At 46.5% G+C, this 22,873-nt stretch carries 16 protein-coding genes; 6 read left to right on the top strand and 10 right to left on the bottom strand.

Going from position 1 to position 22,873, the window contains the following annotated elements; translation table 11 throughout:
- The first annotated feature begins 23 nt into the window (after positions 1 to 23).
- A complete protein-coding gene (locus UNH61_RS00610) occupies positions 24 to 1,199 on the top strand; it encodes an acetyl-CoA C-acyltransferase (protein ID WP_326990164.1) in 1,176 nt (391 codons plus the stop codon).
- Positions 1,200 to 1,303: 104 nt separating this feature from the next.
- On the opposite strand, the gene UNH61_RS00605 is transcribed toward UNH61_RS00610, so the two are convergent.
- The 6 genes from UNH61_RS00605 to UNH61_RS00580 all read right to left on the bottom strand — a co-directional run bounded on the left by UNH61_RS00605 (position 1,304) and on the right by UNH61_RS00580 (position 11,966).
- Positions 1,304 to 1,630 (bottom strand): hypothetical protein, encoded by a 327-nt coding sequence (locus UNH61_RS00605; protein ID WP_326990163.1) that lies wholly within the window; start codon positions 1,628 to 1,630, stop codon positions 1,304 to 1,306.
- A 643-nt stretch (positions 1,631 to 2,273) separates the two neighbouring features.
- Entirely contained in the window at positions 2,274 to 4,283 is a 2,010-nt protein-coding gene (locus UNH61_RS00600; RefSeq protein WP_339071604.1) for a WG repeat-containing protein, read from the bottom strand.
- A 120-nt stretch (positions 4,284 to 4,403) separates the two neighbouring features.
- A complete protein-coding gene (locus UNH61_RS00595) occupies positions 4,404 to 5,702 on the bottom strand; it encodes a RagB/SusD family nutrient uptake outer membrane protein (RefSeq protein WP_326990161.1) in 1,299 nt (432 codons plus the stop codon).
- An 18-nt stretch (positions 5,703 to 5,720) separates the two neighbouring features.
- The gene (locus UNH61_RS00590) at positions 5,721 to 8,840 is read right to left on the bottom strand and encodes a SusC/RagA family TonB-linked outer membrane protein (RefSeq protein WP_326990160.1); all 3,120 of its coding nucleotides are present in this window, start codon (positions 8,838 to 8,840) and stop codon (positions 5,721 to 5,723) included.
- Between the two features lie 149 nt (positions 8,841 to 8,989).
- Positions 8,990 to 11,461, bottom strand: coding sequence for a glycoside hydrolase family 9 protein (locus UNH61_RS00585; protein WP_326990159.1), 2,472 nt, complete (start codon positions 11,459 to 11,461; stop codon positions 8,990 to 8,992).
- Between the two features lie 136 nt (positions 11,462 to 11,597).
- Positions 11,598 to 11,966, bottom strand: coding sequence for a hypothetical protein (locus UNH61_RS00580; protein WP_326990158.1), 369 nt, complete (start codon positions 11,964 to 11,966; stop codon positions 11,598 to 11,600).
- A 58-nt stretch (positions 11,967 to 12,024) separates the two neighbouring features.
- On the opposite strand from UNH61_RS00580, the gene UNH61_RS00575 reads away from it, so the two are divergent.
- Both UNH61_RS00575 and UNH61_RS00570 read left to right on the top strand, forming a co-directional pair.
- Complete coding sequence (locus UNH61_RS00575; RefSeq protein WP_326990157.1) at positions 12,025 to 12,411, top strand: SRPBCC domain-containing protein; 387 nt, start codon at positions 12,025 to 12,027, stop codon at positions 12,409 to 12,411.
- Positions 12,412 to 12,559: 148 nt separating this feature from the next.
- Positions 12,560 to 14,926 (top strand): ABC transporter permease, encoded by a 2,367-nt coding sequence (locus UNH61_RS00570; protein WP_326990156.1) that lies wholly within the window; start codon positions 12,560 to 12,562, stop codon positions 14,924 to 14,926.
- A 4-nt stretch (positions 14,927 to 14,930) separates the two neighbouring features.
- On the opposite strand, the gene UNH61_RS00565 is transcribed toward UNH61_RS00570, so the two are convergent.
- Positions 14,931 to 15,767: a metallophosphoesterase gene (locus tag UNH61_RS00565; protein ID WP_326990155.1), complete on the bottom strand. Its 837-nt coding sequence runs from the start codon at positions 15,765 to 15,767 to the stop codon at positions 14,931 to 14,933.
- A 214-nt stretch (positions 15,768 to 15,981) separates the two neighbouring features.
- Between UNH61_RS00565 and UNH61_RS00560 the strand changes: the two genes are divergently transcribed.
- Both UNH61_RS00560 and UNH61_RS00555 read left to right on the top strand, forming a co-directional pair.
- Positions 15,982 to 17,505 carry a malate:quinone oxidoreductase gene (locus UNH61_RS00560; protein ID WP_326990154.1) on the top strand — a complete coding sequence of 508 codons (1,524 nt, stop codon included), beginning with the start codon at positions 15,982 to 15,984 and terminating at the stop codon, positions 17,503 to 17,505.
- A gap of 244 nt (positions 17,506 to 17,749) precedes the next feature.
- Entirely contained in the window at positions 17,750 to 19,126 is a 1,377-nt protein-coding gene (locus tag UNH61_RS00555; RefSeq protein WP_326990153.1) for an alpha-L-fucosidase, read from the top strand.
- A gap of 62 nt (positions 19,127 to 19,188) precedes the next feature.
- On the opposite strand, the gene UNH61_RS00550 is transcribed toward UNH61_RS00555, so the two are convergent.
- Positions 19,189 to 19,584 (bottom strand): DUF1634 domain-containing protein, encoded by a 396-nt coding sequence (locus tag UNH61_RS00550; protein ID WP_326990152.1) that lies wholly within the window; start codon positions 19,582 to 19,584, stop codon positions 19,189 to 19,191.
- A gap of 4 nt (positions 19,585 to 19,588) precedes the next feature.
- Positions 19,589 to 20,428: a sulfite exporter TauE/SafE family protein gene (locus UNH61_RS00545; RefSeq protein ID WP_326990151.1), complete on the bottom strand. Its 840-nt coding sequence runs from the start codon at positions 20,426 to 20,428 to the stop codon at positions 19,589 to 19,591.
- A gap of 134 nt (positions 20,429 to 20,562) precedes the next feature.
- Here UNH61_RS00545 and UNH61_RS00540 point away from each other — a divergent pair, with 134 nt between their 5' ends.
- Positions 20,563 to 21,393, top strand: a complete 831-nt coding sequence (locus UNH61_RS00540; RefSeq protein ID WP_326990150.1) for a S1-like domain-containing RNA-binding protein — start codon at positions 20,563 to 20,565, stop codon at positions 21,391 to 21,393.
- Here UNH61_RS00540 and UNH61_RS00535 read toward each other — a convergent pair.
- On the bottom strand, positions 21,390 to 22,838 hold the full coding sequence (locus UNH61_RS00535; RefSeq protein ID WP_326990149.1) for an ATP-binding protein: 1,449 nt from the start codon (positions 22,836 to 22,838) through the stop codon (positions 21,390 to 21,392). The two genes, UNH61_RS00540 and UNH61_RS00535, sit on opposite strands and share 4 nt — an antisense overlap.
- Positions 22,839 to 22,873: the final 35 nt, after the last annotated feature.

The following is a 22,873-nucleotide window of genomic DNA, read 5'->3' as shown; positions in this document are numbered from 1 at the left end:
GCTCATTATAAAATTTTTTTTTCATGCAAGAAGCGTATATAGTTGCCGGATACCGCACCGCGGTAGGAAAGTCCAAAAGAGGGGGATTTCGCTTTTACAGATCCGATGACCTGGCAGTGGATGTTATTACCGGATTACTCAAATCTCTGCCACAGCTGGATCCTAAAAGGGTTGATGATCTGATCGTCGGAAACGCCGTGCCGGAAGCAGAGCAGGGCCTGCAGATCGGTCGCATGATCTCGGTAAGAGCTTTGGGAATTGATGTGCCGGGAATGACGGTAAACCGGTATTGTGCATCCGGACTGGAAACTATCGCCATCGCTACGGCTAAGATACAATCCGGTATGGCCGACTGTATCATTGCCGGTGGGACGGAAAGTATGAGCCTGGTGCCGGTTGCAGGTTGGAAAACAGTACCTAACTATACCGTTGCAAGTACAAATCCCGATTATTATATCGGTATGGGACTCACCGCTGAAGCAGTGGCTAATGAATTCAAAGTAAGCCGCCAGGACCAGGATGAGTTCTCATATAATTCGCACCAGAAAGCCCTGAATGCCATTAAAAACGGCTATTTTAAGGAAGGAATACTCCCCATTTCTGTGGAGGAAGTATATGTAGATGAGAAAGGGAAGAAACAAAAACGATCGTTTACAGTTGATACCGATGAAGGGCCTCGCGCAGATACTTCTTTAGACGCTCTGGCCAAACTTAAACCTGTGTTTGCTGCCGGCGGTTCTGTTACAGCAGGCAACTCCTCCCAAACATCCGATGGTGCAGCCTTTGTGGTGGTAATGAGTGAGCGTATGGTAAATGAACTGGGACTGCAACCTATTGGTCGCCTCGTTGGCTGCGTTTCCGCCGGCGTTCACCCGCGTATCATGGGAATAGGCCCTGTGGCAGCGGTTCCTAAAGTGCTGCAGCGTACCGGAAAAAAGCTACAGGATATTGATCTGGTGGAATTGAATGAAGCATTTGCTTCGCAGTCGATCGCAGTAATACGCGAACTGGGAATAGATCCCAATATCGTCAATATCAACGGTGGGGCGATTGCACTGGGCCACCCGCTGGGTTGTACCGGCGCTAAACTGACGGTGCAGATGCTTGGCGATTTGAAAAGATTGAATAAAAAATACGGTATTGTTACAGCCTGCGTAGGCGGTGGGCAGGGAATTGCCGGTATTATTGAAAGACTTTGATTTAACTGTTAATAACGCCTTTAACTGTTAGCTGGCAGCTGATGGTTAAAGGCTTTTTCTATTTTATTATTGTCGTTTTATTCCAGCAATTTATTTATACTTACTCAGGCATCCTGATACCAATAATCAAGCATCCTTTTGGCAATATCTAAATTATTGAGTTTATTATTATACTCTGTTACATATGCCTCCACCATTTCTCGTGCTTCAAATAAGGGGAAAAAATTCTCATATTTAATCCCATCAATTTCCATTATAAGTTCATTTGAAATTGATTCCGCATCAAAAAGCATTATTTCGGAATCTAAAGCCACCCTTTCTCGCATATAAATCTCAATAAGTCCAAGATCAACGCCCGGTAACTCTTGGGCAATAAATTGCTCTGTAAGTGCAACACTTTTCAATTGGTCAATAAAGCTAACAATATTCATGTTATTTAGTTTTTAAACCCTTATTTCTTTCCCAAGAGTGACATACCTCCATTTCCATTGGGATTCATAATCCTCCAAAATGTCCCTCTAGGAATATCAGGATGTTGAGGTTGGGGGACTAATTACATTATTCCCGCTCAGTATGATGCTGCCACACCCATCCCCTGGTGGTTCTCGTAATATAGTGCCTCTGCTTAATTTACCTAAATCTTTCACAGGATTTAAGATTTTTTGATGTTACTACAAATACGGACACGCTATCTACCAATGCGGATGGGAACATAGGTATTGGGACTACACTTCCTGGCAGTTATAAACTTACAGTGGAAGGTACTGTTGGCGTACGCAAAGTTAAAGTGAAAAAAGTAGCTAGTCCTATTTTGTTTTTCATGCTGATTATATTTTACCGACACTTCAGCATGTTGAAAATTATATTAAAACCCATCAACATCTTCCTGACATTCCATCTCAGAAAGAAGTAAAAGAACAAGATATGGATCTCGGGGAAATAAAAGTCTTAACCAGCTACAACAAGATATGGATCAAATGAAACCTCAAATGCTCAGTTTAAAAAATCAACTTCTCAATCAGAAATAAGAGGATAAAAAAACTGATATAGGTATTTGGAGACACTAACCTTGTGCTATCCATCCTCCTTCATTCTCTTCACCGCCCTCTTCTCCCCCAGCTGCGCTGCCTTCCTATATAACCCCATCGCCTTCTCCCCATCCCCATACCCATCCACCGTTTCATACAACCGCCCCAAATCCGTCATCGCTTCAAAACAATGCCCCGCCGCCGACTGCTCCAATTTCCGCACCGCCTCTTCGTACCTGCCCTCACTGAATGCTTCCATTCCCTCATGATATAGCCCTATCGCTTTCTTTGCTGCCCGCCTGGCTTTGAGCCATACATCTATCCCGGGATTAATGGCACCTGCTGAATTGAAATGCTCCATCTCATCCAATACTTCCTGCGCCGACATAGGCCGTGCACTTCCATCTTCCCGAACCTTTAAAATTTCATTCTCTTTGATTCCAATGGCAACCGCATCGGGAATCCATCCCATTTTCCCGTTCAGAGAATTATATATAGGCTCGGTAACGATCGTTCCATCTGCCCCGGCCACTCCCCAGTTTGCAGACGAAGTACTATAACCCCAAAAACCTTTTTTCAGGTAGCTGAAATTAAAATATGCTACCGGAAACACCCAATGAGATTTTTCACCAATAGCGAAAAGTCCTGCTTTCTCCCGATTGTTGATAACAGCATAATGCTCCCTGTGCTCTTCTTCTTCTGGTATATGCAGGGAGGATATATTACTATATAAAGGCTCCACCAGCCAGCCACTTCCCGGCAAATAAAGGCCCTTGCCTTTATTGATCGCTATCATGAATACGGACAACTCCGCCATCCAGAAGAATTGCTGCGTTGCAAAGGGCAACAGTTCTTCGCCTGTTACATCCAGCAACGCTGTTTTATCTCCACGGGTAATGACATAATATCCTCCGGCAACAGCTATCTTATCATCCGGCTGTACAGATAAGGGTTTGAACCGGTGTGTAAAAAACAGACTATCTCCGGCTGGTGTTTCTACCCGGAAATAGACATGACTGCCACCCTCTATCGGAGTGATACTTTCCGCGGGTTGAAATGGCAGCATCACTGCGCCGGAAGCAACAACAATTCCCCATTCGTTTTCCTTTTTAACAGCAAATACGCCCCCATCAAGTACACTGGCATCTTCATAAATAGCTGGTATAACAATTTCGCCATCCTCATCAATCGCACCAAACTTTCCATTGATTACAACGCGTGCATAGCCTCCGAAAAACTCGAACGCCTCATCATAGCTGCAGGGGATTACCAGTTTAGCACGACGGTTGATATAACCGTATTTTCCATCTTTAGAAACTACTGCGAGCTCTCCATAAAAAGGGTACTCATATATCGCATCATATTCGGCTGGCAGTAAGATATCCCCCAGCGAATCTTTTATCCCCAATAGTTCATTCTCCTCAAACAGCATGTTCTGTGAAGGATGTGCAGAAGATCTGATCAGCGCCCAGCCATAGTCGTACAATGCCATATTCAGATATTGCCGGAACGATTGTATGCTGCCTGCTGCTGATGAGAACAAACATTTATCCAGCAACAAAGGATCATCGGCTGCAATGGCTTCGCGGATTAGTGTATTATTTTTCTCTATACCACCTTTCAACACTTCTACAAACTGTATATAGCTTTCATCATCCTCTCCAATGGTGTATATGTCTGTAGAAAACAAACGAAAATAGTTCTGCTTAATTTTCTCGTCAAAATATTGAAACAGTTTCTTTTTAGCCTGAAGAAAAGCACCCACGTCATCTAACAACACGGCCTGATGTGCTTCAATAAAATCATAAAACTCACGGAGAGCCGCAATTCCTTTTTCCGACAGCGCATACAAGCCGCCTTCGGTGCCACCGTTCTCCTTTGGCAACGCTGTGATGCCATGGATAAACAATGGATGGAAGAACAAAGGAAATTCCTCCTCCCAATCCATCAACATGGTAAAAAAATAGTTGGTCTCACGATCGGCTTCAGCGGGCAACAACTCCTGATGTTTCTCTTTTACTATCGCCGGAACATCCGCCAGGTTATATAAATGCATATTGTGGGTCATAATCAACAATGTTCAATCCTGCAAATATACGAAAATGCAAGCGGCGGAAAAGCCCGGCCCACCTGATTCCACAAAAAAGCCGCGGGGTTCCGCGGCTTTTCCTTTTCCTCAAAAATCCGGATCCGGTGGTGTATTCGGATTATCATTCCTCTCCACAAACGGATACGGGAAATAATTCCTCTTCCGTTCCGCTACCGGCCGTCCAAACCGGCGGCTATCTTCCAGCTCCTGACCATTCATAAATAATTCTATCCTTCTCTGCTGATAAATAAGTGTCAGCAATGCTGCTTCTGTGGTTGCTGTTACCGGCGGCAGCTCCGCTCCCACGCCAAAAGCATCATCCGCAATTCTCTTTGTCACTACTTTATTCAGCTCTGCCAGCCCGTTGGCTATATCATGCATACGTGTATAACACTCTGCTTTGATCAATGTCATTTCCCCCGGAAGATAAATGGGCACCGAAATTACGTTGGACCGGAAAAAGCCGTTGATAATGAACCGTGGCTTTTTGGTTTGCTGTGTTAGTATGTAAAACGGTACCCGCTTGTCAGCCAGATTGGGTTGTAATCCAACTGGCAGCCCCATGGAAGAATCTACTACGTTGTAGATATTGTTCGTTGCTGTTACCAGTGTAAAGATCGGGTTTGTGATCTGCGCATTGAATGCAAACGGAGATCTGTCCTGCAATGGCACCTTGCCTGCTGCTGCCAGCGCGCCTGCATAATCACCGGCGCATAGCGCGTACCTGGCTTTCAATGCATAAAGTGTACTCACCATTTTTATCGTATCGGTAGAGTAGGCACTAAAACCACCACCTATCGGCGTTGTTGTTACTGTATTGATGGCATTGTCCAATGCTGCCACTGCCAGCGCATATCCCTGTTTACCGGGAATGAATGTTACATCCGTTGTAATGGTGTCCGGCTTACCGGTGTTAGCTGGTATCTGCTCCCAGAAATTAGCCTGTACACCTATTGCCAGCGCTTTGAATATAGAGGCATAAGCGATAAGTCCACTCGCAAACGCTTTATCAGAAACGATTACGTTAGTGTGGCGCAGAATACTATCCGCCTCATAACGTATCTTGTTCGACACTGCCCACATGCCGGTCACTACAGCGTTCGTAGTCAGAATTTTACTGCCCCCTGCGCCAATCTGCGCCTCGTCGGTATTTCCGGGGTTTGTCACAAAGGTTTCTCCCGTAAGCAAACTTCCGGATGCTACTGTTGTATAAAGTAACCCTGTTCTGTCTTTCGAATACCAGGCCTGCAGCCCTACGGCTGTATTAGCCAATGCCGCCGGTGTGCTGTACGCTTCCTGGGATGATGGACCCGATGGATCCCTGTAATCCTTCTTACAGGAAAATAAAACTATCAATAATAAGCCAAATGAAATATATCGTTTCATAGTTGATCTTTTAAAGTATTAGAATCTTGCACGAACTGTCAGGTTATAACTTCTGGGAATAGGCACTGCTCCGAAATCAATTCCACGCAATACTGTGCTTTGTCCTGCTGCGTTGATCTCCGGATCATAGCCTTTGTAATGATCCCAGGAAACCAGGTTGCGCCCTCCCAGGCTGACAGCCAGATCGCTGAACGGCTTTAGCTTACCGAAATCATAGCTTAATGATACTTCTCTTAGCTTAACAAATGAACCATTGTCGACTCTCCACTCCTGGATATTATAAACCCCTGAGATGTAGCCTCGCGGCAGCTGCCCTCTGTCTTCCATTTCTGCCACCTTACCGTTATCAACTCCCTGACGGGTTCTGAAGTCGGCATTAAATACATCCACTCCCTGTACCGCATCCAGCTGCACATGCAGCCCCAGTTGCTTATACTGAAAATCGTTTGTCAATGTTCCTGTATACATCGGATTCGGATCTCCGATCTTTCTATTTAGCGCCGTTGCTTTTGCAGGGGGTAACCCTGTTGCCGGATCACGTGCAACCGTATACGTTAGTGGGGTATTCTGAGTACCTGCTTCTGTAACAGGTATACCTGCCGGTGTTTTCAGCATATTGCCGCTGGCATCCCGCGCAAAGAAGGTTCCGTAGAAAAAACCTATCGGCTCGCCATTAGCAATGCCTACCGGCGCTCCTCCCACCGTATTGTACAGGATGAGCGACTGGCCAATATCCACGGCTTTATTGCGGTTACGGTTATAGATTGCTGTCAGGTTCCAGGAAAAATCCTTTGTTTTAACCGGAGTAGCACTCAGCATTACTTCCACACCGGTATTCTGCAGCGTGCCTATATTGTTGAGATAAAAAGAATAACCATTGGTTGGTGCAATCGCTCTGCTGATCAGCAAATCTTCCACACGCTTATGATAGTAGTTAACGGAAACGGATATACGATTATTTAAGAATGCCAGATCGGTTCCCACTTCCAGTTCTTTTTGTTTTTCTGGTTTCACATTAGGATTGGTATAGGTACCGGGCGACTGAAACGCTGCGGCACCGATAAAGGCGGTGGCATTATAAGTATTATACCGGCCATACGCCGGTATACCAGTCAGGTTGCCGGATTCGCCATAGGCGGCCCTAATCTTCAGCAGGTTCCACCATTTATTAACCGCTGATTTTTCCCAAAAATCCGTTCCTGATAATACATAAGAGCCGCTCAACTTTGCATATAGCTGATTACGCTGATCTACCCCAAATACCGAAGATCCATCCATACGTAACGCACCTGTCACAAACAGTTGATTGCGATATTTAAAATTTTGCTGGATGTACTCTCCGGAAACAGATAATTCAGTACGCTGATCGGCGCCAGGAATGATGGTAGTAGCCTTGTCTGCTGTTTGTACAAACGGCGGCATACCTCTTCCCTGCTCCAGCGTAAAATGCATCCGCTGGTATTGTACGGAATAACCAACCTGTGTTACAGAAGTCAGTTTGCTGTTGATATCCCAGTTATAGGTAGCGTTGAGATCGTGGTTAAGCATGAAGGAATTATTGTTTCCCGCACTGGCGTAACCATTCTGCGACGGATCAAGCGAGGGGCCGCCGCCATAAAAGGCGGGGCTCACATTATATGCAAATGCCGGCATAAACGTGGTTCCTTCCTGATTGTAGTTATCGATACCCAGCCTGTAATCTACTGTCAGATTTTTGATCGGACGCAGCTTGATTCCCGCTCCCGCAATGATCCTGCCTACATGTTCCTGTTGCTTAAAATCTTCTATCACTGAAACAGGATTCACTCTTCCGCGTTCACCAACTTTCATCAGCTGGCCCAGCGCGTTGCGCCGTTGTATATCGTAATAATTACCAATGATGGTAACTGCATTCATAGGTGAATAAAATGTGTTCCCATCCGGCTTTTCATCAGAACTGCTATATACATAGTTCATGCTGGCATTCATACTGATCCAGTCGTTAATCTCCTGGTCGAGATTGAGGCGGAAGCTGTAACGGCTGAAGTCTGTATTCCTGATAATACCCTGGTTATAAAAATAACTGGCAGATGCATAATACTTCGTTTTGTTCTGACCTCCGGCCACCGACACGTTGTTATCTGTACCCACGCCAGTACGGAAAATATAGTCCTGGTAGTTATGCCTGTTTACCGGCGTGGTGCTCACTACTGCAGGCGTGAGTATATTCTGTGTAGAGTCGTCAGGTGAACCACCGAACTTTGTTGGAGATTGATTCACATCCAGTTTTTTCCGGAGCTGGTTAATAGAAAGACTGGTAGAAAAACTCACCACCGGAGCACCGGAGCTGCCGCGTTTAGTGAAAATTTGTACCACGCCCGCATTAGCCCGTGATCCGTATATGGCGGCGGCAGCAGCGCCATTAAGCACTTCCACCCTTTCGATATCCGCCGGGTTTATATCCGCCAACCGGTTCTGGCCCACACTTCCTACAAAATTATCACCGGCGTAGTTTGGATCTGCGTTGGTAACACGAGTGGTTGAGTTATCTATGATCACACCATCAATAATATACAGCGGCTCTGTAGATCCGGATATAGTACTGATACCTCGCAGCTTTACAGAGATGGCACCTGAAGGATCTCCGGAATTCTGCGTAATCTGTGCACCGGCTGTTTTTCCCTGCAATGCCGCCAGCACGTTGCCCGTTCCTCCCTTATTCAATTCATCAGCTTTCACGGTGCTGATGTAGTTTCCTAACTGGCGGCGGGTTGTTCCTTCTGATGTACCGGTTACGACAATTTCATCCAGCCTGGATACAGCGGACGATAATTGTTCATTTTGTACATACACCGAAGTACCAGCTGCGATCACCAGCACAGCTTCCTTTGGCGCAAAACCAATACCGGAAAAGGAAAGCGTGTAATTCCCAGGCTGTAGCTGCGCGTTGATCGTGTAACGCCCATCGGGATCCGTCATTGCTCCCGACCTGGTATTCTTAATAACCACCGTTATCCCCGGAACAGGCGCCTGTTGTTCATCTGTAACGCGGCCGGAAATTTTCACCTGCGAATATGCAGCAACCGCTGCAAAATTCAGGAATAGTAATAGCGCAAAGGCCCTGCCTCTGGCTATTCTCATAAACAAAAACAGCTTCATAGAAATGTTTTAATTGCGTTTAAATTCTGGTACTATGCAGACTTCTGATTAGTTAGATGGCATGACAAGTGACGATTGATTTTGGTTGACAGGCTAATTTTGGTTATTTGTTGTAAACTTTATCCGAATCGCTTATTTGATGACACCCCTTACTTCAGCGTCTGCTCAATTGTGCTAAACTGATAACCCCTTGCTTTAAGAACAGTTATCAGAGAAGAAAGTTTAGAATATAATTTATCTGTTCTGCGGGGATCTGTGCCGATGTGCATCAGCAGCAGAAACCCGTTCAATCCGCCCGGATGCGTGGCTTCATACTGCAACACTGACTCGTAGATCTCTGCGGCCGACTTATACCGTTTTCCCATTTCCGGAAATGTGTAATCCGCATTGGAGCGGGTACCAGGCGTAAAATTCACCAGCCGCGTTCCCGCAGCTGCAGCCCAGCTGGCGATACTGTCGTTATACCACTCATAAGCCGGTAAAAACCACGGTGCACTTTTTTTTGTAAGATGTCCGCTGGCGTACCCCGCATCCAGATCAGCCAGGAACTGCTCACGGGTTACCAGCAGGCTGTCGCGGTTATTCCAGTCGCAATACAGCAGGTGCTGATCGCCGTGCGAACCCAGGTAATGACCGTCTGCTTTCAGCTGTTTAACCAACCGCCGATGGGCAGGATTCCTGTAAAACTTCCCCGTAAAAAAGAAAGCCGCCGGCACCCGCTGTACATGCAGCACATTCCGTATTACAGCGCCGCCGTCTGCAAATTCATCTCCCGTAAAAACCAGCGTAAGCCGCCGGTGGGTACTATCTCCCCTCGCAATTCCACCATGATCATAAGTTCGTCCGCCGGTTCCCTCGTGCGCTTTGGCTGCCAGCAGGTATACCAGTGATGCTGTTCCATCCATCGTTGGTTCATTGGTGCTGTAATCGCCGGCATCATCATGATACACCGCCAGGTTACTTTGAAATGTTTCATATTCGTCCGGGGCCGACAAATGTATCCCAATGAGGTTCTTATAGATATTCGTATACACAGGTCCATCTACCAGCCCTCCATCCACCGGATAATGGCCGATCACGGAGAACGCTGAATGCGGGTCCGACGGCGCATCTCCGTTTCCTGGCAGACCGCATACCATACTGGTTCCCCAGGGATTGCAACCAAAAAGCCAGTCGATATTGGATTGCTCTAAGACGGCGTAGGTATCTTTACCTGTTAATTGCCGGTACCAATAGCATTGAATGGCAAATGCCGCTGTCAGGTTATTACTACACCATATAAATGGTATTCCCCTGTAAAAAGCATTGTGTTGCGCTTTTGACCATACTCTTTCAATTCCTTCCCGGTAATAACCGGTCAGTGCTGCTTTTTCAGCGCCGGTAGTTTGCTTCGCTAACGCGTAGTGGCCAAGATTAATAAACGGATACCACTGGTAATGATTAGCCGTATCAGCACCCAACCAGGGTGTAACTTTTTCCTGTTCTGCATAGCGGAACGCAGCGTTGCGGTAAGTAACATCGCTGGTCATATGGTACATCGCGGCGGCCGCCAGTTCCATGTCATCTGTCCAATTATCTTCCGCATAAATGTAGGGCGACAATACCGACGCCGTCTGGCAAACACCTGGCTGAGCCACTCCCATTTTCCAGGCAGACAATGCCCTTTCTGCCAGCTTCTTCGAGTAGTCGCTATCCGTTAGTGCAAATAAACCGGCCCCCAATGCAAAGGCGCTGGAAAATTTACCAGCAGTAGATGCTACACCGGTAGTTTTATTCTTGTATTTCCCCAGTCCCTGTGGCTTTCCGGTACAGAAATATACAGGCCGTTCAAACCCTTTTCCATAGAAGTTATCCTCTCCCGGCAGGCGCATTCCGTGATGATCTCTGTCGTCTGCAATCTGGTTAAACATCAGGTTTTCACCCGGATGCATTTTCAACAGCCAGTCGAGCCCCCATCGTGCTTCATCCAGCACATCCCTGATATGATTGGCGCCAGGTAACCCGTTAGCGGCATACTTATCTGCAAATACTTCCGGAAAATCGCGGCAGGCAGCCAGTAAATGAAAAGTGGCATTGGCAGAGGTGGTCACATATTGCAGATAATCGCTGGCATCATGCCAGCCACCAACCACATCAATATGCGTACTGTCGGGCATTGGTCCATACATCGTATAGCCGTCACGGGTATGACATGAATCTTTCAGGAATGGATTAAAACCGCTTCTTTGCTGACGCAGATAACGTAACAGGAAATCCGGCGTACCTGCATAAACGTTATCGCCTATACGAAATTCCGGAGAAACGGTATTGCCTGCTTTCAGGTAATATTTTCCGGTAGATTTAAACACGCTGAAGTCCAGCCGGCAGCTCTGACTGAACGGACCATATGCACCGAAATGCTTACCTGTGCCGGTAATGAAAACAGTTTTTCCGGTGGTGGCGTCCACTAATTCGAAAGAGGCCGGTTGTTGAATGTCTTTTCCTCCCCATACCGCTACTTTTATTCCTTCGGGCAGATATCCCAGCTGATTAACACGTATCCAGGCAGACTGAGCATGGGTATTCAGGCATAGCAACAATGAACAAAACAGGTATACAGTAAACAAACAGGTTTTTCTCATATTTACTATCCAGGTTGAGATGAATAGAGCAATGAATAAAAATACCTTAAAAAAACGATTTAGGAAATTATTTAGTGGTAGCATATGAATATGATGCATATGCTTATGGATAGGTTATGCCCGGAAATAAGCGCGGTCAGGCCTGTTGCTGTACTACTACTGATACATTTTCTCTATCCAGCAGTGCAAACTCGTGCCAGCCCCAGGGTTGCAGCCTGACCTCGGGTAAATTAGGATGCAGTAATTCAGGATGACTTCCCTTCACCATCGCATGTACCGCTGCTATATCATCTGTTTCCAGCCTTATTTCCGGCCGGTCTTTTACAGCCCATTCCGGGCTCTCGACGAGGTGTATCGTGAGTGTGTCGTGCTTGATGATACAAAATGGCTGCTCTCCTTTATCATCCCGGTAGGCGATTGTAAAACCGAGTGTATCCACAAATAACTGCAAAGCTACCTCCATATCAGCGTAGAAAATAGTCGGGATCAGTTTGGTGAATTGCATACGCTCAAATTTTACAGGAAAGTAACTAATAATTCGCCAATTCAGTAGCTTTGGCCGCATGAAAGATTATAAAAAACACTTTATCCTGAACGCTGCTCCTGAAGAAGTTTATGCAGCGCTTACCAACCCGGCCACTATACAGCTGTGGACGGGAGATGTAGCTGAAATGTCGACCGTACCCGGTTCTGAATTCTCTCTTTGGGAAGATAGTATCGTTGGCAGGAACCTGGAATTTGAAACGGGGAAGAAAATTGTACAGCAATGGTATTTTGGAGATGACGAAGATGAAACCCCTTCCATCGTTACTATTATTTTACACGCCTCCCCTAAAGGCACCGATGTAGAACTAAGGCATACCAATATACCTGATGAAGCTTATGAAGATATGGTAGCAGGATGGAACAATCAATATTTCGGGTCGCTGATCGATTTCTACAAAGACTAAACTTCATCAAATTACCACTGCTTCGCAAGTGAACAACAGCTGTATTAAAAGCGGACACATAAGTAAATAAATAATATTTATTATACTGGCTGACAGAGATGGAATGTGGTGGCATCGCCTTTGTCGCCCTGGCAACAATACCTTTACTATGTTTCGGAGTTATTGCTACACTGCCTGGCGTAATCTGATGAAAGACCGCCGCTTCACTTTCCTCAACCTGATTGGTTTATCTACAGGGCTGGCCTGCGCATTACTGATTTACTTATGGGTAAATGATGAATTGCACATTGATAAGTTCCATAAAAATGATGCGCAGCTTTACCAGGTGATGGAGAACCGTGTGCAGGCCAGCGGCATCTGGACATCCCCATCTTCTCCTATTCCGATGGCCGATGCACTGGCGAAGGATATGCCGGAAGTGGAATATGCCGTTAACACAACAGCAGAAGGTGATGTTACCCTCTCTTTTAATAACGAAAAAAATATAAGGGCCGAGGGCCGGTATGCCAGCAGGGATTTTTTCAAAATCTTCTCCTACCGCCTGATCCTCGGAAATGCCGACCAGGTGCTGACCGGCAGCAAAACCATTGTACTGACAGATGAGCTGGCCATAAAATTATTCGGCAGTACCAGTAATGCGATGGGCAAAACAGTGATGATGATGCATAAGCAGCCATACACAGTTGCTGGTGTGTTTGAAGCACCGGGGACCAATTCATCCAACCGGTTCGATTTCGTAGCTCCTATAATGGATTATTCAGAAGCCCGGAACAACACCGATAACTGGGGAGCCACGTTTTGCCGTACTTACCTGCTGCTGAAACCAGGTACCAACATCAACAGGTTCAATGCCAGGATAGCCAACTATATCAAGCTCAAAACAAAAGATGAGATCGCTTATCGTACCCCATTTATAACACATTATTCTGACCGGTACCTGTATGGCCGCTATAGCAATGGCGTTCAGGTAGGCGGAAGGATAGATTATGTACATCTGTTTTCACTCATTGCACTTTTTATTCTGGCGGTAGCCTGTATTAATTTCATGAACCTGTCGACCGCAAAAGCTGGCAGCCGGGCGAAAGAAGTGGGTATCAAAAAAGCAATAGGCGCCGGCCGCGGCATGCTTATTCTGCAGTACCTGAGTGAGTCGGTCATGATGGCTTTCATCTCTCTCCTGTTTGCCGTGATATTAGTAGCGTTGTTCCTGCCTGCTTTTAATGCAATCACCAGTAAGCAACTTAGCTTACAAATCGCCAGCGGTATTATTGTACCGGTTCTCCTCATCACCCTGTTAACCGGATTACTAGCGGGTAGTTATCCCGCCTTGTACCTATCTGGCTTCAAACCGATAACTGCATTAAAAGGCAGGCTCACCGGATCTTTGGGCGAGCTGCTGGCTCGGAAAGGATTAGTAATTTTTCAATTTACGGTATCTATTGTACTGATTGTTGCAGTGCTGGTCATACAGAAACAGATCAACTTCATACAACAAAAAAACCTGGGCTATACCAGGGATCAGATTATTACATTTTATAAAGAAGGGGCGCTGGAGGATCAGCAACAGCAGGAAGCTTTCCTCACACAGGTACGAAATATACCCGGAGTGAAAAGTGCATCTGATATTGCGCACAGTCTTACCGGGCATAGCAGCGGTACCAGTGGCGTTTACTGGGAAGGTAAGGCACCTGGTGACAGAACAGAATTTGAGCAGGTACCGGTAGATTTTGATATGCTGGAAACCCTCGATGTGAAGCTGAAAGATGGCAGATCCTTCTCGCGCAGCTATGGTGCAGATAGTTCAAAGGTGATCTTCAATGAAGCGGCGATCCGCTTTATGGGTTTGAAAGATCCCATTGGGAAAAGAGTACAGGTACAAGGAGCCAATATGGAGATAGTGGGGGTTGTCAGGGACTTCAACTTTCAATCGCTCTATGAAAAGGTAAAGCCCCTGTTCTTCGTACTGGCCCCCGATCGCACTTATCGGTTTATGATCAAAACTGAAGTGGGTATGGAGCGACGAGTCGTTGCTCAATTGCGGTTGCTGTATCAGCAGCTGAATCCGGGATTCTCTTTCGACTATCAATTCCTTGATGACAATTACCGGGAATCATATACAGCAGAAAATCAGATCTCCGCATTATCACGGTATTTTGCCGGCCTGGCAATCCTGATATCCTGCCTGGGGCTATTCGGCCTGGCCACCTTTACGGCTCAACGAAGAAATAAAGAGATCGGCATAAGGAAAGTACTGGGGGCTACCGTAGGCACTATTGTCATCATGCTTACAAAAGACTTCATTAAACTGGTAATAGCGGCTATTGCCATTTCAATACCGCTGGCGTGGTGGGCAACCGTGCAGTGGCTCAAAGGTTTTGCGTATAGTGCACAGGTAGGCGTAGGAATTTATATCATCGCCGGGGCCTCCACTGTCCTGCTCGCCCTGCTCACTATCAGTTTCCAGTCAGTCAAAGCTGCACTGACCAACCCTGTGAAGAGTTTGAAAGCAGAATAGAGAATTACGAATTCGTAATTCTCTCAAAGGTTCTTTCATCCTGTTTACTCAATGGATTCATGATATAAGAAAGTAAACTGCCATCGTCTTTGAGCTCCACCACTCTGAATCCGTGGTAGCCCACGCCCCAGCTGCCACCGGCGTGGCCATCGAAAAGGAAGGGTATTTTGGAATTTTCCATCATTTTCACCCCGTCCTGGTCATGGTCATGACCGTTAAATACTGCTCTGATATTAGGATACTTCCTGATCAGTTCCTGGAATGATGCGCAATCCAGTCCGTTATCGGTCCATTTAACGGGTGTTATATGAAGGAAAATGAAAATATTTTTGGCATTCCTGTATTGTTCCAGTTTGGCGGCGAACCATTCCACATCCGGGCAGATATATTTTCCTTTGTCGTCGGCCGTATTGCCAAGGAGGATAACATGATCTCCGATCACTACATCGTGGTTCAGCGGCATGCCCCAGGCCTGTTCCCAGGTAGCGGCGTTTACCATATCGTGGTTACCGTGGGTCACCAGCAGTTTCGGGTGCAGCGTTTTCAGCTTAGCCGCAGCTGTGGGCAGCAGTGCCGGGTCGTTATGAAAGATATCGCCGTTGAATACAAAGAACTCGCAGGGATGCTGCCGCTCAAACTGGTGAAAGGCCGACTGCAGATCCTGGAAAAACTGATCATACTGGGTTTTAGGTTCTCCGTAGTGCAGGTCGGATCCAACAGCAAAACGGAATACGGTTTTGCGGCTAAAGTGCCGGGGAGTAACGGCGGTGGCTATTTTTCCGGCGGCGGAAATTGCCACTGCTGCAGACACTCCTCTCAGGAAAGTTCTTCTGTTCATCATAGGAGTAAAAGTACATTTTCAAGGCTGTCAATTATTTCAGTGCCAGATGCTTAACTAAAAGATAAAATTATATATAAGAATCCATGAATTCAAAACTTTCAATCCGTTCAGAAAGAATTGTAATAATATTGTTAATTGTGTCCCAAAGGACCATTTTCTCCTACCTGCATAAATGTTTTGATTGTAACTTTGCACCTCGAATAAAAATGGGGTTATGTTTAGAAGCAAAAGTACGGCTGGAACAGGTCCGGATGTGGTTTTAATCGGCGCCGGGATTATGAGCGCCACTCTTGGAATGCTTTTGAAAGAGCTGGAGCCTGAGTTAACCATAGCAATATATGAACGACTGGATGTGGCTGCTGCTGAGAGTTCCGACGCATGGAACAATGCAGGTACCGGCCACTCCGCATTTTGCGAATTGAATTATACACCACAAAAACCTGATGGGTCAGTAGATATCAAGAAAGCGGTGAACATTGCAGAGCAATTTGAAGTATCCCGCCAATTCTGGGCCTATCTGGTAGACAATAACATCATTTCGGATCCTGAGCGCTTCATTCAAAGCATTCCTCATATGAGTTTTGTTTGGGGAGAAGACAATGTGGATTATCTGAAAAAGCGCTACAAGGCATTGCAACAGTGCCATCTTTTCAAATCCATGGAGTATTCCGAAGACCATGCACAACTGGAAAACTGGATACCATTGGTGATGAAAGGCCGCGAAGCTTCCCAGAAAGTAGCTGCAACCCGCATGGAACTGGGTACCGACGTGAATTTCGGTGCACTGACCCGCGCGCTGTTCAACCATCTTCAGAAACTGGATGGCGTATCCATGCACTTCAATTATGATGTACGTGATCTCAAGAAACAGGACGACGGTACCTGGTTGTTGAAGGTAAAGAACCGCGACACCCGCGAAAAGGAAAACATTAACGCCAGCTTTGTATTTATAGGCGCAGGCGGTGGTTCCCTGCCATTACTCGAAAAATCAGACATTCCTGAAGGAAAAGGTTTCGGTGGTTTCCCGGTAAGCGGCCAATGGCTGCGTTGCACCAATCCCGAAATCATTGCACAACATCAGGCCAAAGTATACGGAAAAGCCTCTGTGGGCGCTCCTCCCATGTCGGTGCCCCACCTGGATACCCGCATGATCGACGGACAACGTGCGTTGCTTTTTGGGCCATATGCCGGTTTTTCTACCAAGTTCCTGAAAAACGGTTCCTTCATGGATCTGCCGCTGTCTATTAAAGTGAACAACATCCGGCCAATGGTTTCTGCCGGTCTTGATAATATTCCCCTGACGAAATACCTGATTGCCCAGGTACGTCAAAAACCGGAAGATCGCCTGGAAGCATTGAGAGAATATTTCCCTGAAGCCCGGATGGAAGACTGGGAACTGGAAATAGCAGGCCAACGGGTACAGGTGATTAAGAAAGATCCCGAGCACGGAGGTATACTCGAGTTCGGCACTGAAGTGGTAAGTGCTGCTGATGGCTCTATTGCTGCCCTGTTGGGCGCTTCGCCCGGAGCGTCTACCGCAGTTTCCATTATGCTCAATCTGCTGAAACGCTGCTTCAAAGAAGATGTGGAAACCGAGGCCTGGCAGATCAAATTGAAAAAAATGATCCCTTCTTATGGTCAGTCACTGCTCAACAATCCGGCCCTCTGCGATGAACTTCGCAACTGGACCACAGCCGTGCTGGGATTGAGCGAAAAAGAAAAAATCGCGGAAAATTAAGCACAAAATACCAGGAAATAAAGCGGAGATAGTAAACGCGAACACCAATCCACTACTATCTCCGCTTTATTTCTTAATTCCACATTCTCAATTGATAAAAAACTATCTTTCTCTGATAAAATCAATTCACCTTTTCTTGTTTTTTTAGCGGATATTAGAGTATGTCTTTCATATAAATGGCGTTATACGCCTATTTTTTACGCAAAGAATGCAATCGTTTGCATAAATACAAAATATCCACTTTATGAATGCTAAAAACCTAAAGCGCTTACTATTATCAATGGTCTTGCTGGCGCCAGCGATATGGCTACCGGCTCAGAGTAACCAGTCCCGCGACCAGCGGATGCAGTGGTGGCGGGAAGCCCGGTTCGGGATGTTCATTCATTGGGGCGATTATGCTGTACTGGCAGGTAACTACAAAGGGCATCAGGTAGGACGCGGAGGAGAATGGATCATGAATCGGGCTAAAATACCGGTTGCTGAATATCAGCAATATGCCCGGGAGTTTAACCCTGTGAAATACGACCCGGATGCCTGGGTAAGAGCTGCCCGTGATGCCGGCATGAAATATATTGTTATTACCGCCAAACACCACGATGGTTTTGCGATGTTCAAATCAGCCGCCAGCAAATGGAATATCGTAGATGCCACTCCTTACGGTAAAGATGTGTTGAAACCGCTCGCTGCAGCGTGTAAGAAATATGGTATTAAACTAGGCTTCTATTACTCCCAGGCGCAGGACTGGAATAATCCAGGTGGCGCTGCTGCCCGCAAGATAGCTGCTGAAGGCTGGCCCAATCCCGATTCCACCAGGATAGACGAATACACCCAGGCACATTCCGGGCATTGGGATCCCGTGCAAACATCTGTCTCCATGTCGGAATACATCAACAAAGTAGCGGTTCCACAGGTAAAAGAACTCCTCACCAATTACGGCGAAGTAGCTGTACTCTGGTGGGATACTCCTACCAACATGACAGATGAATATGCCCAAAAGCTACAGGAGGTGCTGACTTTGCAACCCAATATCATTACCAACGACCGGCTGAAGCGCCCCAATTTCCCGGGCGACTATAAAACCCCTGAACAAAAGATCCCGAACGCCGCGGAACTGGATGGCAGCGACTGGGAAACGTGTATGACCATGAATGGCACCTGGGGATATAAAAGTTATGATGTTAAATGGAAAAGCACGGAAACGCTTATACGAAATCTTGTTGACATCGCGTCCAAGAATGGGAATTACCTGCTGAACGTAGGGCCGGATGCATTGGGTCAGATCCCTGAGGGTAGTCTTACTGCCCTGAAAGGCATCGGGCAGTGGATGAAGATAAACGGCGCATCCATCTATGGCACCAAAGGCAGCCCGCTTCCCACACAGGACTGGGGCCGGTGCACAGCAAAAGAAGAAAACGGCAAAACCATCATCTACCTGCATGTATTTAACTGGCCTGCCAATGGCCAGCTCCATGTACCAGGCATAAAAGGCACTGTAACCCAGGCCCGCCTGCTGGCGAATAACAAACAATTACCTACCTCCGTCAGCAACAACGAACTGGTAGTAAGTTTGCCGGATAAAGCACCGGATAATATAGATTCGGTAATAGCTGTGAGTCTTTAGCGCTGAGTCATTAACAAATGCAGCGAAGATCATATGTTAATCTCCGCTGCATTTGCTAAAGACTATCCAGCTATCCCTCCCAGCATACTGTATGCAATAACCCCCAGCACTACAAGCGTAAGCCCCACATAGAGATAATCTTTTTCCAACAGGAATGCAATAACAGAGAAAGCAATACGAATGATCGGAGTGGCAATCAGCAACACAACCCCCAGTTGAATAATGTTCATGCCTTTGTTCTCTAACACGCCCTGCCATATCCCCTGCAGGTTATTCAGCCCTTCTCTTACCCCTGTAAACGTAGAATAAGAAGGCTGCTCGTGGCCATGACGGATCAGATATATCACGCCACCTATAAAAACAACAATGCTGGAAACGATAACGCCTACACGCAGTTGCAGTCCGATGAACTGCTCAATATCCTGATCACGGAGAAATTTTGAAAATAACTTCTTCATAGGATTATAATTTTCCGGTTATACCATTGTAGATCATCTGCAGTGCCAGAAAGCTGATCACTACGCTAAAGACTATACGTAACCATTTCACATTAGCCCGGGTAAGCATCCGCGATCCTGCCAACGCACCTGCCAGTACGCCCAATACTACCGGCATACACAAACCAGGCGCTATGTAACCCCGCTGCAGATATACAACTGCACTGGCTGCCGCCGTAACGCCGATCATAAAATTGCTGGTAGTAGTGGATACTTTAAAGGGTATACGCATGATGCCATCCATCGCCAATACTTTTAAAGCCCCGGAACCTATACCTAGTAAGCCCGACATGATACCTGCGAATGTCATCATGAAATATCCTCCCGGCACATGGTGCACTTTGTAATCCACTTCTTTCCCATCTTCCCCAGGATAATTATTATTAAGACGTAAACGGGCAGCCAGCTGGCTCTTGCCGTCATCTGTTGTTTGCTCCATCTTCCTGCGGAACGACATCAGCGATGAAAAAATCAGCACGAGTCCGAAAATAATCGTCACTACATTGGTAGGCATATATACCGCAATGAAGGCACCGACGACCGCACCCGTAGTGGTGGCTATTTCGAGGAACATTCCCAACCGTATATTGGTAATCCCTTCCCGCACATAAGCAGAAGCTGAACCGGAAGAAGTTGCAATAGATGCCACCAGGGCTGTTCCAATGGCATAACGGATGTCGACGTGAAATAGTAAGGTAAGCAGGGGAATGATGACAACACCTCCGCCTAAACCGGTCAGCGATCCCAACAGACCAGCAATGAAAGCCCCGCATAAAAGGACCAGGGTGAATGATAGAATAGTCATAAGGTGTCAGGTTGGTTTTTATACAGCATCGGGAATTACAGGAGCCGAAAGCTGGTTCTTACAAAAGTAAGTAGAATATGATTCCGGTAATCCGCAATCTATAAGTAACTTGCAGCCATATATAACTAAGTTTTATGATAAAGGTGGGTGAATACAACCTGTTGAGGGTTAAAAAAGAAGCAGATTTTGGCGTATACCTGGAAGGAGTAGACCAGGAAATATTGCTCCCGTCGAGGTTTGTACCTAAAGGAACCAAAATCGGTGACGAGCTGGAAGTGTTTCTGTACCACGACTCTGAAAACCGGCTTATTGCCACCACCCAGCGTCCTTACGGTATAGCCGGAGATATTGTAATGCTCAAAGTAGTCAGCGCCACCCGGCAGGGAGCGTTCCTCGACTGGGGCCTGATGAAAGACCTTTTCGTGCCACAGTCGCAACAACTGACCCGCATGGCTCCCGGCCAGGAATACCTCGTAAAAATATACATCGATGAACTGACCGGCCGGCTTGCCGCTACCGAAAAAATCGACCGGTACCTCAGCAACGAAAACCTCACTATAAAAGAAAAAGACCAGGTAGATCTGGTCGCGTACCGCCGCACAGATATCGGCTATGTGGTGATCATCAACAACCAGCATACCGGGATATTACATCATAATGAGATATTCCGTGCCGTTGATATCGGCGATAAATTCACTGGATTCATCCGCCAGATCCGTGATGGTAAAATAGATGTCATAGCTGGTAAACCAGGATTTGATAAAGTAGAAGATGAGGGTGAAAAAATCCTGCGTCTGCTGGAGGAAAACAATGGCTACCTACCTTATTACGACAAATCCACCCCGGAAGAAATACAGGAATTCTTTGGCATGAGCAAGAAAACCTTCAAGATGACCATCGGTAGCCTGTATAAGCAACGTAAAATAGAACTTACGCAGGGAGGCATCCGCAAAGCGGACCACTAATCATTATCCGCAATCGGGAAACTGATAATAAAGGTACTGCCTTTTCCCAGCTCGCTGTCAACTGCTATCGTGCCTTTATGCTGTAGGATGATGTTTTGAGTAGCTGTAAGTCCAAGCCCTGTGCCTTTGGTTTTGCTGGTAAAAAATGGTTCAAATAATTTGGGTACATTCTGCTGAGAGATTCCACTACCGTTATCGGATATACGAACAAATGCACGGTCGGAGTCCTGCCAGGATTGCAGGCTAAGCTGACCTTCGCCCGCCTTCATGGCCTCAATGCCGTTAATAATGATATTCAGGAAAGCGATCAGCAATTTGTCTTCATCGGCTAATATCATACAATCCGGATCACACCAGACCTGGCTGACTGTAATATTATTCAGCTGCAACCTGTCGGCGGCCAGCAGCAATGCTTTTTCCAATAATACATTCAGTCCCTGCGGCAGCATATTCAATTCCGTCATCCTTGTAGACTGCAGCAATTCTGTTACCAGGTGATTGATACGGTGGCAGTTCCGCTCCATGATATCCAGGTACAGTTGTGCATCTTCGGTAGCGCCTGCAGGTTCAATTTTAAGCTGCGATACTGCCAGCAGTATATTAGTAAGCGGATTACGTACTTCATGTGCAATCAGCCTGGCTATACGCCCGGTAATGGCGAATTTCTCCTGCTGTTGCTTCTCCCGTTCCTTACGCTTACGGGCGGTAATATCCTGGATGATGATGAGGTATAATTGTTTCTTCTCATCCAATAGAGAAGCGTTGATCATGACATCCAGTTGCTGCCGTAATTTACTTTTGAAGATGTATTCCTTCTGCACAACTCCTTCATTGGTTTGAAGCTGTTCCTGGAATTCCTTCACCAGGCTTTCATCTGCAAAAAGATGATGCAGGTGGCAGCTATACAATTCTTCTTCCTCGTATTTCAGGATGTTCAGTGCAGCGGGATTAGCGGCCACAATCCGGAGGCCTGCATCTGCCAGCAGAATCAGGTCGTTCGATTTTTCGAAGATGCTGAAGTAGCGTTTCTCACTTTTCTCAATTGCCAGCAGGTGGCCGAACTTATCGAGGGTATAACGTATCGCCCTTTCCAGCAGGGCAGCAGTGATTTCACTCTTCACCAGATAATCGGCCGCACCGGCCTGCATAGCTTCCTTATCGATCAGGTAATCGCCTTTCCCGGTAAACAATATAACCGGGGCTTTATAGCCCAGATTGCGGAAATGATGCAACACGTCGATTCCCGTGTGAGCTCCCAACCGATAGTCTACCAGGTACAGATCATGTGCCCGGGATTCAATTGCCAGCAGCCCTTCTTTATAGGACGATACCCACTGCAAAACATACTGATCTGGCGAAATATCCTGCAACAAAGCGTTTACGAGGAAAAAATCATCTTCGTCATCATCGATCATCAGAATATGTTTCTTGCTACTTAAGGGCATAACCGGGAAAATATTATCGTATAACTACCAATAAT

Origin of the sequence: Chitinophaga sp. 180180018-3 (assembly GCF_037893185.1) — a bacterium.
Taxonomy (GTDB): Bacteria; Bacteroidota; Bacteroidia; order Chitinophagales; family Chitinophagaceae; genus Chitinophaga.
The sequence above is the reverse complement of the archived record's forward strand: the minus strand, read 5'-3'. Positions and strand labels throughout refer to the sequence as shown.

Coding starts and splice junctions, on each gene's coding strand:
- UNH61_RS00610 (WP_326990164.1), top strand. CDS start 24: ATGCAAGAAGCGTATATAGTTGCCGGATACCGCACCGCGGTAGGAAAG.
- UNH61_RS00605 (WP_326990163.1), bottom strand. CDS start 1,630: ATGAATATTGTTAGCTTTATTGACCAATTGAAAAGTGTTGCACTTACA.
- UNH61_RS00600 (WP_339071604.1), bottom strand. CDS start 4,283: ATGCATTTATATAACCTGGCGGATGTTCCGGCGATAGTAAAAGAGAAA.
- UNH61_RS00595 (WP_326990161.1), bottom strand. CDS start 5,702: ATGAAACGATATATTTCATTTGGCTTATTATTGATAGTTTTATTTTCC.
- UNH61_RS00590 (WP_326990160.1), bottom strand. CDS start 8,840: ATGAAGCTGTTTTTGTTTATGAGAATAGCCAGAGGCAGGGCCTTTGCG.
- UNH61_RS00585 (WP_326990159.1), bottom strand. CDS start 11,461: ATGAGAAAAACCTGTTTGTTTACTGTATACCTGTTTTGTTCATTGTTG.
- UNH61_RS00580 (WP_326990158.1), bottom strand. CDS start 11,966: ATGCAATTCACCAAACTGATCCCGACTATTTTCTACGCTGATATGGAG.
- UNH61_RS00575 (WP_326990157.1), top strand. CDS start 12,025: ATGAAAGATTATAAAAAACACTTTATCCTGAACGCTGCTCCTGAAGAA.
- UNH61_RS00570 (WP_326990156.1), top strand. CDS start 12,560: ATGTTTCGGAGTTATTGCTACACTGCCTGGCGTAATCTGATGAAAGAC.
- UNH61_RS00565 (WP_326990155.1), bottom strand. CDS start 15,767: ATGATGAACAGAAGAACTTTCCTGAGAGGAGTGTCTGCAGCAGTGGCA.
- UNH61_RS00560 (WP_326990154.1), top strand. CDS start 15,982: ATGTTTAGAAGCAAAAGTACGGCTGGAACAGGTCCGGATGTGGTTTTA.
- UNH61_RS00555 (WP_326990153.1), top strand. CDS start 17,750: ATGAATGCTAAAAACCTAAAGCGCTTACTATTATCAATGGTCTTGCTG.
- UNH61_RS00550 (WP_326990152.1), bottom strand. CDS start 19,584: ATGAAGAAGTTATTTTCAAAATTTCTCCGTGATCAGGATATTGAGCAG.
- UNH61_RS00545 (WP_326990151.1), bottom strand. CDS start 20,428: ATGACTATTCTATCATTCACCCTGGTCCTTTTATGCGGGGCTTTCATT.
- UNH61_RS00540 (WP_326990150.1), top strand. CDS start 20,563: ATGATAAAGGTGGGTGAATACAACCTGTTGAGGGTTAAAAAAGAAGCA.
- UNH61_RS00535 (WP_326990149.1), bottom strand. CDS start 22,838: ATGCCCTTAAGTAGCAAGAAACATATTCTGATGATCGATGATGACGAA.